Origin of the sequence: Bacteroides sp. 90-K9/2, assembly GCF_047310725.1 — a bacterium.
GTDB lineage: Bacteria > Bacteroidota > Bacteroidia > Bacteroidales > Bacteroidaceae > Bacteroides > Bacteroides vicugnae.
Genome location: NZ_JBCGVL010000009.1, coordinates 155,406 through 170,302 on the forward strand (window position 1 = coordinate 155,406; position 14,897 = coordinate 170,302).

Sequence of the window (14,897 nt, forward strand, 5' to 3'; positions counted from 1 at the left end):
GCTGTTTCAATACAGTATAAATAACAATTATGACATTTAAAGAATTAAATATAACCGAACCGATTTTAAAAGCTATTGAAGAAAAAGGATATGCCGTACCCACTCCTATACAAGAGAAAGCAATTCCGCCTGCATTAGCAAAAAGGGATATACTGGGCTGTGCGCAGACGGGAACCGGGAAGACTGCTTCATTTGCAATCCCTATTATCCAGCATTTGCAGATGAATAAAGAGCTGACGAAACGTCAGGGAATTAAAGCTTTGATCTTGACACCTACCCGTGAACTTGCATTGCAGATCAGTGAATGTATTAACGACTATGCCAAATATACCCGGGTACGTCACGGAGTTATCTTCGGAGGAGTGAATCAGCGCCCGCAAGTGGATATGTTACACAAAGGAATTGATATTCTCGTTGCTACCCCCGGACGTTTACTCGACTTGATGAATCAGGGGCATGTACATTTAGATAGTATCCGGCATTTCGTACTTGATGAAGCAGACCGTATGCTTGATATGGGATTTATTCACGATATCAAACGGATATTACCAAAACTTCCGAAAGAAAAGCAGACTTTGTTTTTCTCGGCTACAATGCCTGATACGATTATTTCTCTAACTAACTCTCTGTTGAAGAATCCTGTGCGAATCAGTATAACTCCGAAATCATCGACTGTGGATTCTATTGAGCAGATGGTCTATTTTGTAGAGAAAAAGGAGAAGAGCCAGTTGTTGATTTCGATTTTACAGAAGTCGGAAGATCAATCGGTACTGGTATTCTCACGTACGAAGCATAATGCGGATAAGATCGTCAAAATATTGGGCAAGGCAGGGATTGGCAGTCAGGCTATTCATGGAAATAAAAGTCAGGCGGCACGACAGTCGGCATTGGGCAATTTTAAGTCCGGGAAAACACGTGTGATGATCGCTACTGATATTGCTGCCAGAGGTATTGATATCAATGAGCTACCTTTGGTGATTAACTATGATCTTCCCGATGTACCGGAAACGTATGTCCATCGTATCGGACGTACCGGAAGAGCTGGAAACACTGGGACGGCACTTACATTCTGTTCGCAGGAAGAGCGTAAGCTGATTAATGATATTCAGAAATTGACAGGAAAAAAACTGAATAAAGCTGATTATGTAATCTAGAGATCGGTTTTATTGCATTATTCATTCATATCTAGTATAAATAAAAAATAAGTTCTATGGCAAAATCCATGACAGTTGGTAAACGTGAAAATGAAAAGAAGAGACTCGCTAAGCGGGAAGAGAAACAAAAAAGAAAAGAAGACAGGAAGTCATCTAACAGGGGCAGTAGCCTTGATGATATGATTGCTTATGTAGACGAGAACGGGATGATTACTTCAACTCCTCCGGCAAATAATACAAAGAGAGAAGAAATTAATGCCGAGGAAATCATTATTGCCACTCCTAAAAAGGGAAAAGAGGAACCGGTTATTTTAAGAGGAAGAGTCGAATTCTTTAATACATCAAAAGGATATGGCTTTATTAAAGATCTTTCTGGTGTTGAGAAGTATTTTTTTCATGTGAACAATGTGGTTACCGCAATTTCGGAGAATGACATTGTGACGTTTGATCTGGAACGTGGACAAAAAGGGATGAATGCAATTAATATTTGTCTGGAAAATAAACTGAAACCGGAAGATACGGTTAAAGCCGATCCTGTATAAAAACATGGATTTATATTCTGCTTGTGTAATCGTGTATAAACAAAGATATTTAATTGATATATGAAAAAAGGTAATGTAATGCGTGAGTTTGTTTCTTCCAGCCAAGTGATGGAGAATGCAATCAAAGAGTATAAAAAAAGTGTAGGTAAGGTAGTATTGGTTGCCATTACTCCACGAACTACCATTGAACTTCCTGCGCATTTAACCCAGGCAGAAATAGACGCTCGAGTAGAGGTTTATAAAAAACTACATAGTTCAAAAGTGTAGCTGCTTGTACTACGGAAGTCGGTGCAAAATGGACAAGACAAAAATCCCTTGAATTTTTAAAGTTCAAGGGATTTTTGTTATTGGTCTATTGGCGTGTCTTGAATTGACGGGGAGCCATGTCCCCTATGCTGTTCAATGATTCTCACAATATTGTTCCATTGGTATTGACTTAGATATTCCATTTCTATAACTTACTTGTTTTCTTCCTTTTCTTATGGATTGAATATGTTAAAACTTCTGCAATTTGAGATACATTTGCTTGCAGAAGTGTTTTAACCCCGTATTCATCAAAAGACAGTTGTATGTATATTCAGAAGATTCTATTAGTAGTGACGGGAACTGGGACTTATGCGAATAGTAGCCTGGCAACCGGATTATGGCTTAGTGAGTTTACTCACATCTATCATTGTGCCGAAGAAAGAGGATATGAAATGACGATAGCCAGTCCCGAAGGAGGAAATACGCCTGTTGATCCTGAGAGTTTAAAAACAGTCGTTCTGGATAAGATATCCAGGGAGTATTGGGAGAATCCTGAGTTCAGAGAAATGCTGCGTCATGCCAAAAAACTGGATGATGTTCGGGAGCAGCTATTCGATTGTATTTATTTGGCTGGCGGACACGGAACCATGTACGACTTTCCGGATAATGCCGTTTTGCAGGCAATCATTACGGAACATGATGAAAACAACAAGCTAGTGGCTGCAATCTGTCATGGAGTATGCGGACTGTTGAATGTCAAATCATCCAATGGTGAATATCTGATTAAAGGCAAAGAAATAACAGGGTTCAGTTGGCTGGAAGAAAGCCTTGCCAATCGGAAGAAAGAAGTTCCTTTCAATCTTGAAGCATCACTCAAAGCGAGAGGGGCCAACTATCAAAAGGCATTGATACCTATGACCTCAAAAGTAATTGTTGACAATAATCTGGTGACGGGACAAAATCCGTTTAGCTCTAAAGAAATGGCGGAGGTTGTGCTGCAACAGTTGCATGAGAGGGAGATGACAGACCAGTGAAAGAATGAGATATCTATAAAATATAAACTAATGATTAAGCCTATGAATTTAGATGAAGTACTCCAGTATCGCCGCTCTGTGCGTGTGTATGATAAAATGAAACCGATAGATACGGAGAAGGTGAAACATTGTCTGGAACTGGCAACACTAGCTCCCAACAGTTCGAATATGCAGTTGTGGGAATTCTATCACATCACACAGCCTGAACTGTTGGCGAAAGTTTCGAGAGCCTGCCTCGACCAGAAATCGACTGCCACTGCACCGGAAGTGGTGGTTTTCGTGGTCCGCCGGGATGTCTACAGGAAGCGTGCGCGGTTTGTACTCGACTTTGAACGGGATAACATTCATCGCAACAGCCCGAAAGAACGTCAGGCAAAACGAATCAAAGACCGTGAATTGTATTACGGAATATTAATGCCATTTGTGTATGCCCGCTTCTTGGGGCTTCTGGGGCTGTTCAGGAAGCTGTTGGCTAATATTATCAGCATTTTCCGTCCGATGATGCTCGAAGTGTCCGAGAATGATATGCGTGTGGTTGCCCATAAGTCCTGTGCGCTTGCTGCCCAGACATTTATGATTGCGATGGCGAACGAAGGGTATGATACTTGTCCATTGGAGGGGCTGGACAGCCGCCGGTTAAAAAGAGTGCTGAAGCTACCGCATGGTGCCGAAATAAATATGGTTATCCCCTGCGGAATACGGGATGGGAATAAAGGTATTTGGGGTGAACGGTGCAGAGTGCCGTTTGATGAAGTTTATCGAAAGATTTAATATCCAATCAGCACTCTTTATCAGCAACTGTTTGCTTTCCTGTTTCTTTACTTTCGTTATCTTTGCCGCAGCTATTTAAATACCTTTATTTATATGAATAAATTGATATTCGTCCGTGACGAGAATTGCATAAAATGTGGGAAATGTGCTAAAGTATGTCCCGCCTGCATCTTGATTCCTTCTTCTTGATTTTCGAAGTGCTGACGAACTGTACTTACCTGCAAATAAGCAATTATCATAATTGAAATGATTTCACTAGTGTCCCAATTTTAATGGGACACTAGTGTCTTGTCTCATATTCTGACAGATTATAATGGTCAATGCTTATATTATATAAGAACGACTACACTGACTGGATTCCTGTATTACCCTTAGTTCGGACTATATGTTTGATACTCCTCCGAACAGTACTCCACTTCGGGAATATCGCAAATGGTCGTACAGGTCCATAGCTGGCGAGTATAATCAAGAGCGATACTAATGCCGTGATAAGCAGCCAACCGTAGATTTCTTTCATAGAGACAACGAGAGCCTGCGTCTGCACCATTCCATAAAGTTGACCGATAGGCACATGGTCTATGGCAGGATTGAAATCTACGATATTTGAACTGAGTAGTGAAGCGTTTTTAGCCATTGTATGTCTTAGGAATTCCCCAATAAGTGCCGGCCCGAGTGTCGCTCCCATAACCGCTCCTGTGAATCCGTTGATGGTAAGGGCCTGTGGAAATACCTGAAATGGAAGTCCGCTCTGTACAATTGAGGTAAGGAAAACAATGGAGATTATCACGGATGCGGCACCACGAAAAAACAGCGGAATGAAAAGCATCTCTTTCTCAATGCCATAATCTATGAAGAAATAGAAACAGGCAAGGTAACAGGCAGCAAGGACAAATGCTATTGCCGCCATGGTCTTGTACCTCCATTTACGTAGTGCGAAGGTGAAATATGTGAACGCACACCCGGCGATGATTCCAGCGAAAACATACCAGTTCAAGTCGATCAGATTGGTTTCATCAAATCCGAGTATATTTGCTGCATAACTGTGTTCAAACACATGTTCAGTGGCAATCAGGGTGAAGAAAACGAGGTAGATGCCCGTTGCTCGTATCACGTTGTGGTTTCTCATCGCCCTGAATGATATGTAGGGATGGTGAAGGAATGTGGCTCTCCACAGGTTTATGCCGAGACAGGCAAGCCCGATAACTGTTGCACCTCTTATCTCCGTGGCATCCCACCAGTCATAGAAATTGCCATAGACGCAGATGAAAGTAAAACAAAGCATGAATCCCGCCCATAAGATTGCGCCTATCCAGTCGATGCCGAGCAAAGGAATGAACATTGGCCCGCGTACAGGCTTCACTAATATCATAACCAGCAGTACCATTAGGGCGAGCAGTCCGGTCATAATCCAGTGCATATATTCCCATTGCGAGAAGAATATAATATAGACGGTGGTGATACCGTTCAATTGTATTACGCTGTCAACTATTATATAGACGTAGCAAAAGAATATCGCCATGTCACGTACAGGAGTCAGCCATAACTGTATTGTGGAGTTACAGGCAAGTGTGGCCTGCATCCTGAACCATCCCGCCACGAAACAAGTGCCGACAAGCAACGGTACACTTGTTGTGTGGGCACATATAATATTGGCAACTATCAGGACTATACCTGAAGTAACCAACTGGGTTCGGGTAGAGAAACGGAACTTGATGCGGAACATGACGGCAAAATTGATGGCCAACCCCATCAGTGAGGCATAGCCTGCCATGAGAATATCCTCTTGCATAAGTGCCGTAGTACCTACCATGTCAGATGCGGCGGCAAGATAAACTCCGCTTGAGAACTGGATTATCAGTACAAAAAGAATAAACAGATACGGCTTTAGCTGTCGTGGAATGAAATTGGGAACATCCGGAATGTCGAATGGTCCCTGTGGAACGTGCCAGTCTGCCATATCAATACTTTACGTAACATTCAACATTCATACCAGTACGGAGCCGTTCCATATCTTCCGGCTTGTTGTCTTCCGTAAATTCAATCCTTACGGGTATTCGCTGACGCACCTTTACGAAATTTCCGGCTGAATTGTCCTGCGGGATCAGTGAAAGTGAAGCACCGGTAGCTGTAGAGATTGATCGGATATTTCCGTTGAAAAGAACTCCCGGGATAGCATCCACCCTTATTTCCACCTTACTTCCGGGAACTATGTGGTGGAGTTGAGTTTCCTTATAGTTGGCGGCAACCCACACGTCGCCTGATTCAATAATATCAAGCAGTGTTTGGCCCGGTTGTACGAGTTGACCGACCTGTATCTCCTTACGTGAAGTGTAGCCGTTGCACGGGGCGGTAATTATAGTGTAGCTGAGATTAAGTTCTGCAGTTTCAAGGAGAGCTTTGGCAAGTTCAATTCCTGCTTCTGACTGCGATATGCGTTGACGGTTGACATCGACGACTGATGAGGTTGCCGAACGTTGCCTCACAAGCATTTCGTATCGGGCTTTTTTTACCCCATAGTCCGTCTTGGCACCATCATACTGCTGGCGGGTGACGGCATCCTGTGCCAATAGTTTTTCGTATCGGGCCAAATCTGTAGCTGCATTATCCATCAGCACTTTGGCTTCAGTGATAGATGCTTCATTGACGGCTACATTTGCCGAAGCTGATACAACTGTCCGGTCAGCGACACCGCGTCCGGCGAGGGCATTCTGGTAATCTGCGTTTGCACGGGCTACATTAAGGCGCATATCGGCATCGTCAATTATCACAAGTGTGTCCCCTTTCTTAACCTTCTCATATTCTTTGAAACGGATTTCTTTGATGTAACCTTGTACGCGGCTATTGAGGGGCACTATCTGCCGACGCACCTGCGCATTGTCGGTAAATTCTACATTGCCAAGGTGAATGAACTTGCTGCCGACCCACAATGCTGCGACAGCGATTACTGCGATGGTGATGATATAAGAAAGTATCTTTTTGCTACGGTGTTTCATATTTTTCCGGTGGTGAATAAAAGTTTATAATAATAGTAGATGATGTTTATACGAGCGTTAACCAGCTGCTTCTCCGCATCGAGTTTTGCATTGGCCGCGTCGAGCATATCGGTAATCAATGCCATATCTGCCGAGTATCGCGTAGAAATCGTGCGGTAATTTCGTTCGGCAAGCTCTGCGCTTTTCCGTTGGTTCTGTAGCTCTTCATAGGCCTCTAAATAGTGTATATGGTCGGCTCTTACAGCAAGCGAGACACTTTCACGTGTGGCGGCAAGTTCTTCTATTGTCCTTTGTGTGGCAGCACGGCTCTTTGCCAAAGACTTGTTGCTTTTATATAGTGAGGAAATGTTGTAGCTGACCCCGACCCCGATATACCAATAGCTTAAGTTGCGATTGATTGGCGGTACTTCCACAAGAATGGGACCGTCAATGCTCCAACCTGCCTGAAGCCCTATCTTGGGCAGACGCTCGGAACGGATGATATTTTCCGCTTTGCGACTTATGTCAACACCGGAACGTGCGAGGCTTAATGACGGAGAGTTCAACATAGCCTCCTGCTGCCACCATTGTTCTCCATTCATCGGTAAAGAACGAGTCAGAATGGTGGAATCCGGTACAACGACAGTTCCCTCGGGCAATCCTGCCGTTGTTACAAGATTGACATTAAGGATGTCGAGAGTATTGTTTATCTTGACAAGCTGTAACTCAAGATTCGATACCAAGAGTTCATAGCGTGTGATGTCATTTTGAAGAGCTGTCCCCTGCTCATAGCGTGCCTGCATTTCTTTCAATACCTTTTCGGCTGCGGATATATTGCTTTCCATAACCCGGCGCAGATTAGTATATTTATAGATGTCAAGATAGAATCCTGTAAGTTGGAAGCGGATATTGTCTCGCTGAAAGTCGGTAGCATACCGTGTGGCTGTTGATTTCAGCCCGGCAAGTTCTATGGCATTTGCCACGGCTCCGCCTGTATAAACCGGCTGGGTGACATTCAATGACAGTCCATTTCCCAGATGTGGTATGGGAGCTTTCTGATAGTCGCTGAAATTGCGTTTGGTTGTAAAACCATCGCCTATATAACTGATCGAAAGCGATGCTTTGACATCTGGTAGGCGACCTGCACGCGCAACGCTTATTGCATGCCCGGCTTCGGTCTGTGCAGAAAATGAAGGGCGGAGTTGTGCACTGTTGGCTTCAGCGGTCTCGAAAATTTTTTCCAAAGTTATTACCGACTGGGCATAAGAGCACACCCCACCGCTCAACAAGGTCACGGAAAGCAACCCTGTGAGCAATCGAAGATTGTTCATGAAGAATTTGTTTTTTATGATATAAATTGATTATTTTGTCAGTCATGGTGTATGACCGAACCTAACTCGCAGATTTACGAGCCATAAACTGAAGCTGTGCTTTTCCAGTTTTCCAAATATCCCCAGTTTCTTACAGGGATATCAATAGTTGTGATACATTTATTCTTTATAATCATACAAGTGCAACTTTTTGTGAATTGCGTTGCAAAATTACAAAAATATGTTGATTTTATGATTATATTGGACTATTATTTTATGTACAAATGGTGGTAATGCAAAATGTAAGACTGGGCACTCATTTGGACTCCCGAAAAGAAAAAGCCTTGTAAGTCGTTGTCTTACAAGGCTTTTTGGCTTTCGTTTGTGGTGCCACCAGGAATCGAACCGGGGACACAAGGATTTTCAGTCCTTTGCTCTACCAACTGAGCTATGGCACCATAATATTAACTTGATTCAGTTAAATCTCTTTTGCGGTTGCAAAGGTAGTGAAACTTTTGGATTCTGCAAGTCTTCTGGAAATAAAAAACACTGATAAAAAGTTAGTCAGCTAATTATCAGTGTTGTATAAGATGAAAATATTTCAAGTATGTGATGAAATCTATTGCTTATTCTCCTTTAATGGATTCCATCCCTGCGCTTTTAATTCGAATTCTTGTCCATCACGAGTAATCAATGCACAGCCAAGTTCGGGCTTGGTAATATGTCCAATGAGACGGACTCCTTCCATTTGTGATACTTTCTCATGATCGGCGATGGAAACAGTAAAGAGTAGTTCATAATCTTCTCCGCCGTTTAAGGCACAGGTTGTAAGATTCATGTTAAACTCTTCAGCCATAACAGCCGTCTGATAATCGATTGGAATATGCTCTTCGTAGATGCGGCAACCAGCATTGCTTTGTTTACAGATATGCATCAGCTCTGATGACAGACCGTCGGAAATGTCCATCATAGAAGTAGGGACAATATTGGCGGCTGCCAATTTCTCGATGATATCCTTGCGGGCTTCCGGTTTTAACTGGCGTTCCAATAGATATTCTTTGCCGGTGAAATCCGGTTGAATGTCTTTATCGCCTTTTAATACCACTTTTTCACGTTCCAAGAGTTGTAACCCCATATAGGCTGCTCCCAAGTCGCCGCTGACACAGATCAGGTCAGTGTCTTTAGCTCCATTACGGTAAACTACTTTATCCTTGTCGGCATCGCCGATACAGGTGATGCTGATAGCAAGACCTGTCAGGGAAGAAGTTGTATCACCTCCCACAATGTCGACATTGTATTGCTGGCAAGCCAGACGGATACCGGAATAAAGTTCATCCATATCTTCCACGCTGAAACGCTTGGAAAGACCAAGAGATACCGTAATCTGCCGGGGAGTACCGTTCATGGCATAAATATCGGAGAAATTAACTACTGCTGATTTATATCCCAAATGTTTCAAGGGAACATAAGTCAGGTCAAAATGCACACCTTCCATAAGCAGGTCGGTTGTTACCAATACTTGCTTTTCTGAAGGGTAGGAGAGAACGGCGGCATCGTCGCCCACTCCATATTTGCTGGATTCGTTTTCCAGTTTGATTCCCTCGGTGAGGCGGTCAATCAGACCAAACTCACCGAGAGATGCTATTTCAGTTCTCATAAATCGGGATGGTTGTTTAGGCACGGTTGATAAGTTCGCGCATGATCGTGGTCATTTTCGGTTGAGCAGCGTCAGCGGCTTTCTGAACTTCTTCGTGTGTTACTTCTACGATCTTTCCTTCTACTCCCAAGTCGGTGATGACGGAAATACCAAATACTTTGATACCACAATGGTTGGCTACGATAACTTCCGGAACGGTAGACATACCAACCGCATCAGCACCAAGGATATGGAATAGCTTATATTCAGCAGGAGTTTCGAAAGTAGGACCTTGCGTACCAATATACACTCCGTGTTGTACTTTAATTCCTTTTTCTTTGGCAATCTCGTCAGCCTTACTAATCAATTCCTTGCTGTATGCTTCGCTCATGTCCGGGAAGCGAGGTCCGTAAGGGATATTTTTTCCGCGAAGCGGGTGTTCGGGGAAATAGTTGATATGGTCAGTGATGATCATCAGGTCACCGATTTCGAAATCTGCATTTGTACCGCCACTGGCATTGGATACAAACAAGGTTTTGATACCTAACTCTCGCATGACACGTACAGGGAAAGTTACTTCTTTCATGGAATAACCTTCGTAATAGTGGAAGCGTCCCTGCATAGCCATGATATCCTTATTGCCTAGTTTGCCGAAAATCAGCTTACCGCTATGACCTTCGACGGTAGATACCGGGAAGTTGGGGATATCCGAATACTTTATTTCATACTTCTCGGTGATTTCGTTTGCCAAACTGCCAAGCCCGGTGCCTAATATAATGGCAGTTTCCGGACTGGTATGCATCTTACCTTTCAGATAAGCTGCGGTTTCTTGTATTTTCTCTAACATAGTCAATAATATGTTGGTTAAATTTATCTTGTTGATTTTGTAATATTTCAATTTCAATAGGCAAGGCGTAGATAAATGGTTTCAACTCCTTGTCCAAAGCCGGATGGTTAATCAGGCGTGTTGCATCTTTCTCGGTGGTAATAATCAACCGGTGTTCTCCTTTCAGTTTATGAAACCGTTCTTTGATAAGCTGTATATCCCGATGAGTGAAATTGTGGTGATCGTCAAACGATAGTAAATCTATCTGTTTGGTACAACCTTCCAGTCTTTCGAGAATGGGAGCAGGTGAGGCAATTCCCGTCATCAATAATATATCAGTGTTTGCCAGTGAGGACAAAGTAATCTCATGGTTTGCCGGAATGGCATTTGTGTCCGGAGACATGGTAGGGAACACTGGTTGCAGGTTACCATACCGGAACGATGAGAAGAATAACTGTTGATATGGATAAAGATTCAGTCGTTTCGTGATAATGTTGTAATCAATAGGCTTGATGTCTTGCGGGCATTTGGTGACAATAACGATTTGCGCCCGGTTCTTGCCGCTAATTGGTTCACGAAGCCGTCCTGCGGGGAGCAAAGTGTCATCACAGAATAACCGGTGATAATCCGTTAACAGAATACTCAATCCCGGTTTGACGTATCGGTGCTGAAAAGCATCGTCCAATAGGATAACATCTACTGAAGGCTTTTGCAGTGCAAGCAACTTCTCTATGCCATGACAACGCTTTTCGTCGACAGCTACTGTGACAGACGGGAATTTTTGATGCATCTGGTAAGGTTCGTCGCCAATGCTTCTTGCCGTACTTTCCGGAGTTGCCAGTACATAGCCTTTCGTGTGCCGTTTGTATCCCCGGCTTAATACAGCTACCTTATATTGGTTACAAAGAAACTTTATCAGATATTCAGTGTGCGGAGTTTTTCCTGTCCCTCCTACAGCGAGATTACCTACGCTGATGATAGGTATATCAAAGCTCTTTGATTGGAGAACTTCCCAGTCAAAGAGTTTATTTCTCATCATTACCACTGCTCCGTAGAGCCAGGAGGCAGGGTAGAGCCACTTATGTATCTTGATAAAGTGTTCGTCCATGTATTACGGTTTATTTAATATTCAGTTCGAACGGAATACGTGCCTGAATCATGGATTGTTCTTGCAGATTTTTCAGTAAACCGAATTGCTGGTAGTACTCTCCTAATTTACTTTTCAGTAATTGTGATTCTACATAATTCGTCGGTTTCGTATCAAGCAGGGAAGACAGGAAATCTTGTTTCTCCGGATAAGACACAACGGTATAACCTTCGATACCAGCTTTTGCAACAGCAATATCCAGTGCCTTGTCAATACCACCTAACTCGTCTACTAATCCCAGTTCTTTAGCAGTTTCTCCAGTCCATACGCGACCTTCAGCAATCTTCTCGATAGCTTCCTTCGTCATGTGACGTCCTTCGGCACAACGAGTTACAAAGGTATCATATCCTTCAGTTATCATCATTTGAAGCAATGATTTCTCATCCTCGTTAAACGGACGCATGATATTTCCGAAATCAGCGTATTTATTCGTTTTTACGACATCATAACTTAAACCGATTTTATCAGTCAATCCTTTCACATTAGGAATCATACCGAAGATTCCGATAGAACCGGTCAGGGTAGTAGGCTCTGCAACAATCGTATCGGCAACGCAAGAGATATAGTAACCTCCTGACGCAGCATAATCACCCATAGAGACAATGACCGGTTTCTTTGTTTTCAGCTCTTTCACAGCATGCCAGATTTGTTCCGAGGCGAAAGCACTTCCACCTGGAGAATTGACACGGAGTACAACAGCTTTCACATCATCATTATCCTTCAATTTGCGCAAGTCACGAATGACTTTCGAACCGACAATCCCATCTTCGGAAGTTGCAGAGCTCGGATAGTCTGTAATCTCACCGGATGCATAATAAACAGCTACGATATTACCGCTTTTATCTTTCGGCACATTTTTCCTTACGTTCATCATGTCGCCCAATCCTAATATAGGAAGATTATCATCTTCATTGATCTCTACCAATTTCTTAAGATAATTGCGCACATCATTGCGATAAATCAGAGTATCAGCCAATCCGCATTTTACACTCTCTTCTGCCGGATAGAACATGAGCATGCGATCTGCATAAACATTCAGTGAGTCTACAGAAATATTACGTGAAGTAGATACCCCTTCCGTAACCTGTCCCCAGATAGAAGTGATAAATGTGGTAACCTGTTCGCGGTTGGCAGGACTCATTTCCGTAGCAATAAACGGCTCTACGGCAGATTTGTAAGTTCCCACCTTGAACACTTGCATCTCAACTCCTATTTTTTGCAGCAGATCTTTGTAGAACAGGGGAGCAGAGGCGATACCCCGCCATTCAATCATTCCTTTGGGATTGAGCAACACCTTATCGGCTGCGCTGGAAAGATAATAAAGTCCCTGCGTATAGGAGTCGGCATAAGCAATAACGAATTTTCCACTTTCTTTGAAGTCGAGCAGTGCGTTACGGATTTCCTGTAAAGAAGCATAGGAGGTGCCTAATGAATTTGCCTGCAGATAAATCCCTTTAATATTTTCGTTTTCTTTAGCCTTCTGGATGGAAGAAAGAATATCGTCCAGTCCGTATGTGTTAGATCCGTCACCCAACAACTGTGATAAAATACCTAGCGGATCTTCTTGCGTACGTTCAACCAACGTTCCGTTTAAGTCGAGCATCATTACAGAATTCTTTTTTACGATTGTTTCTGTGTCCGAAGCAGACATGATGCCAAACAACGTTACCATGCTGATTATAAATAATACAATACTTGACAAAATGATACCTGTCACCGTGGCAAGTGTAAATTTCAAGAAATCTTTCATTATACTTATTGTTTTTTGCGCCAGCTTGTTATTAAGCTAACAAAGATAAATAATTGAGTTGATATTTGTTCAATAAGTCGTACGAATTTTTGTTTTATCACAGCGAATCCACATAAAAAGGAACTTCCTCCATTTAAGATTTAAGTATATTTGTCTGTATCAAATCCCTTTAAATGAGAAGAAATCTCTAATTTTGTGGCACAACTATTAATACATTGAATAATACTATCATGAAAAAACTCACGTCTATTCTTTTACTACTCTTGTTTGTATGGACGGTACAAGCGCAAACTGCTCGTGAAGAGATCCGTGCAAACCGGTATTTATCCGCTAATAATTATTATGCATATCCTACGCCTACTGCTAAGCAGACAGCTGCTCCTAAGGGGTACGAACCTTTTTATATCAGCACATATATGCGTCATGGCTCACGGTATCTGATTGATCCGAATGATTATCGTTTTCCAAAGCAAACTTTATTAAAAGCCGACTCTTTAAACAAACTAACCGCAACAGGTAAAAACACACTGGATATTGTTTTGCGCATGGCTGATATGGCAGAAGGTCGTCTTGGTGAACTGACTTCGGTGGGAGCACGCCAACACCGAGGAATTGCAAAGCGTATGTATACTAATTTCCCACAGATATTTGCTGATGGAACAGAAGTGGATGCCCGTTCCACAGTTGTATCCGGTGTATTTTATCCATGACATCCGAATGTCTCCAATTGCAGGCGATGAATCCTAATTTATGTATCAAGAATGATGCAAGTTACCATGATATGTATTACATGAATCCTCCTGCCAAGGATTTGAGTAAAATAGCTGGTTCCGATAAAGTGAAAAAGGTTCAGAAAGATTTTGAAGCTACCCATGTACGTCCGCAACGCTTGATGAAAACATTGTTTACAGACGAAGCGTATGTAAAAGCAAATGTTGATGAAGCGCGCCTGATGAGACGTCTTTTTGATTTGGCTTGTAATATGCAGAGTCATGATACAGATATGCAGCTATATTCTCTTTTCACAGATGAAGAGTGTTATGATCTATGGAGTTGTAACAACTTATATTGGTATCTGACACACGCTTGTTCTCCTGTAACGGATGGTTTGATGCCCTATCGGGAAGCCGACTTGTTGCGTAATATTTTAGATAGGGCAGATGCTGCTTTGAAAGAAGGTAAGAACCAGGCCACTTTGAGATTTGGTCATGAGTCTTGTCTGTTACCGTTAGTCGCTTTATTGGAACTGAATCATTATGGAGAATCTTACCCTGATGTAGAAAAGTTATCCGAACAATGGAGAGCGTATGATATTTTCCCGATGGCTAGTAACGTGCAATTCGTCTTTTTCCATAAAAAAGGAAGTAACGATGTATTGGTAAAAGTATTACTTAATGAAAAGGAAACTAAACTACCGGTGAAAACAGACGTAGCTCCTTATTACCACTGGAAAGATGTAGAAAGCTACTATCGTGAAAAATTAGATAAATATCAGCATATATAATGCGA

Annotated in this window: 13 protein-coding genes, 1 tRNA gene and 1 pseudogene; 7 read left to right on the forward strand and 8 right to left on the reverse strand. The window is 42.5% G+C overall.

From position 1 onward, the window contains the following. The first annotated feature begins 29 nt into the window (after positions 1 to 29). From AAHJ11_RS18445 to AAHJ11_RS18470, 6 genes are all read left to right on the forward strand, one after another. Complete coding sequence (locus tag AAHJ11_RS18445; protein ID WP_148367129.1) at positions 30 to 1,154, forward strand: DEAD/DEAH box helicase; 1,125 nt, start codon at positions 30 to 32, stop codon at positions 1,152 to 1,154. A gap of 56 nt (positions 1,155 to 1,210) precedes the next feature. After that, positions 1,211 to 1,696 (forward strand): cold-shock protein, encoded by a 486-nt coding sequence (locus AAHJ11_RS18450; protein WP_148367130.1) that lies wholly within the window; start codon positions 1,211 to 1,213, stop codon positions 1,694 to 1,696. Between the two features lie 60 nt (positions 1,697 to 1,756). Continuing rightward, positions 1,757 to 1,963: a hypothetical protein gene (locus tag AAHJ11_RS18455; protein ID WP_148367131.1), complete on the forward strand. Its 207-nt coding sequence runs from the start codon at positions 1,757 to 1,759 to the stop codon at positions 1,961 to 1,963. A 302-nt stretch (positions 1,964 to 2,265) separates the two neighbouring features. Then, complete coding sequence (locus AAHJ11_RS18460) at positions 2,266 to 2,976, forward strand: type 1 glutamine amidotransferase domain-containing protein (RefSeq protein ID WP_148367132.1); 711 nt, start codon at positions 2,266 to 2,268, stop codon at positions 2,974 to 2,976. A gap of 42 nt (positions 2,977 to 3,018) precedes the next feature. Further along, entirely contained in the window at positions 3,019 to 3,747 is a 729-nt protein-coding gene (locus AAHJ11_RS18465; protein ID WP_148367133.1) for a nitroreductase family protein, read from the forward strand. Positions 3,748 to 3,840: 93 nt separating this feature from the next. Beyond that, positions 3,841 to 3,936: a 4Fe-4S binding protein gene (locus tag AAHJ11_RS18470; protein WP_148367134.1), complete on the forward strand. Its 96-nt coding sequence runs from the start codon at positions 3,841 to 3,843 to the stop codon at positions 3,934 to 3,936. A gap of 154 nt (positions 3,937 to 4,090) precedes the next feature. Here AAHJ11_RS18470 and AAHJ11_RS18475 read toward each other — a convergent pair whose 3' ends face one another. The 8 genes from AAHJ11_RS18475 to sppA all read right to left on the reverse strand — a co-directional run bounded on the left by AAHJ11_RS18475 (position 4,091) and on the right by sppA (position 13,388). Beyond that, positions 4,091 to 5,704, reverse strand: a complete 1,614-nt coding sequence (locus AAHJ11_RS18475) for a hypothetical protein (protein WP_148367135.1) — start codon at positions 5,702 to 5,704, stop codon at positions 4,091 to 4,093. Position 5,705: 1 nt separating this feature from the next. Beyond that, complete coding sequence (locus AAHJ11_RS18480; protein WP_148367136.1) at positions 5,706 to 6,740, reverse strand: HlyD family secretion protein; 1,035 nt, start codon at positions 6,738 to 6,740, stop codon at positions 5,706 to 5,708. Then, positions 6,737 to 8,050, reverse strand: a complete 1,314-nt coding sequence (locus AAHJ11_RS18485; RefSeq protein WP_148367137.1) for a TolC family protein — start codon at positions 8,048 to 8,050, stop codon at positions 6,737 to 6,739. The genes AAHJ11_RS18480 and AAHJ11_RS18485 overlap by 4 nt, the downstream gene beginning before the upstream one ends. Before the next feature lie 364 nt (positions 8,051 to 8,414). After that, positions 8,415 to 8,487, reverse strand: a tRNA-Phe gene (locus AAHJ11_RS18490). A 161-nt stretch (positions 8,488 to 8,648) separates the two neighbouring features. Continuing rightward, positions 8,649 to 9,686, reverse strand: coding sequence for a thiamine-phosphate kinase (thiL, locus tag AAHJ11_RS18495; protein WP_195650402.1), 1,038 nt, complete (start codon positions 9,684 to 9,686; stop codon positions 8,649 to 8,651). A 16-nt stretch (positions 9,687 to 9,702) separates the two neighbouring features. Further along, positions 9,703 to 10,512: a purine-nucleoside phosphorylase gene (locus AAHJ11_RS18500; protein WP_004327187.1), complete on the reverse strand. Its 810-nt coding sequence runs from the start codon at positions 10,510 to 10,512 to the stop codon at positions 9,703 to 9,705. Next, positions 10,469 to 11,599, reverse strand: a complete 1,131-nt coding sequence (gene lpxK / locus AAHJ11_RS18505) for a tetraacyldisaccharide 4'-kinase (RefSeq protein WP_297284902.1) — start codon at positions 11,597 to 11,599, stop codon at positions 10,469 to 10,471. Before lpxK ends, AAHJ11_RS18500 begins: the two co-directional genes overlap by 44 nt. A 10-nt stretch (positions 11,600 to 11,609) precedes the next feature. Further along, complete coding sequence (gene sppA, locus AAHJ11_RS18510) at positions 11,610 to 13,388, reverse strand: signal peptide peptidase SppA (protein ID WP_074558579.1); 1,779 nt, start codon at positions 13,386 to 13,388, stop codon at positions 11,610 to 11,612. Between the two features lie 230 nt (positions 13,389 to 13,618). Between sppA and AAHJ11_RS18515 the strand changes: the two are divergent. Then, positions 13,619 to 14,892, forward strand: a pseudogene (locus AAHJ11_RS18515) (histidine-type phosphatase). Positions 14,893 to 14,897: the final 5 nt, after the last annotated feature.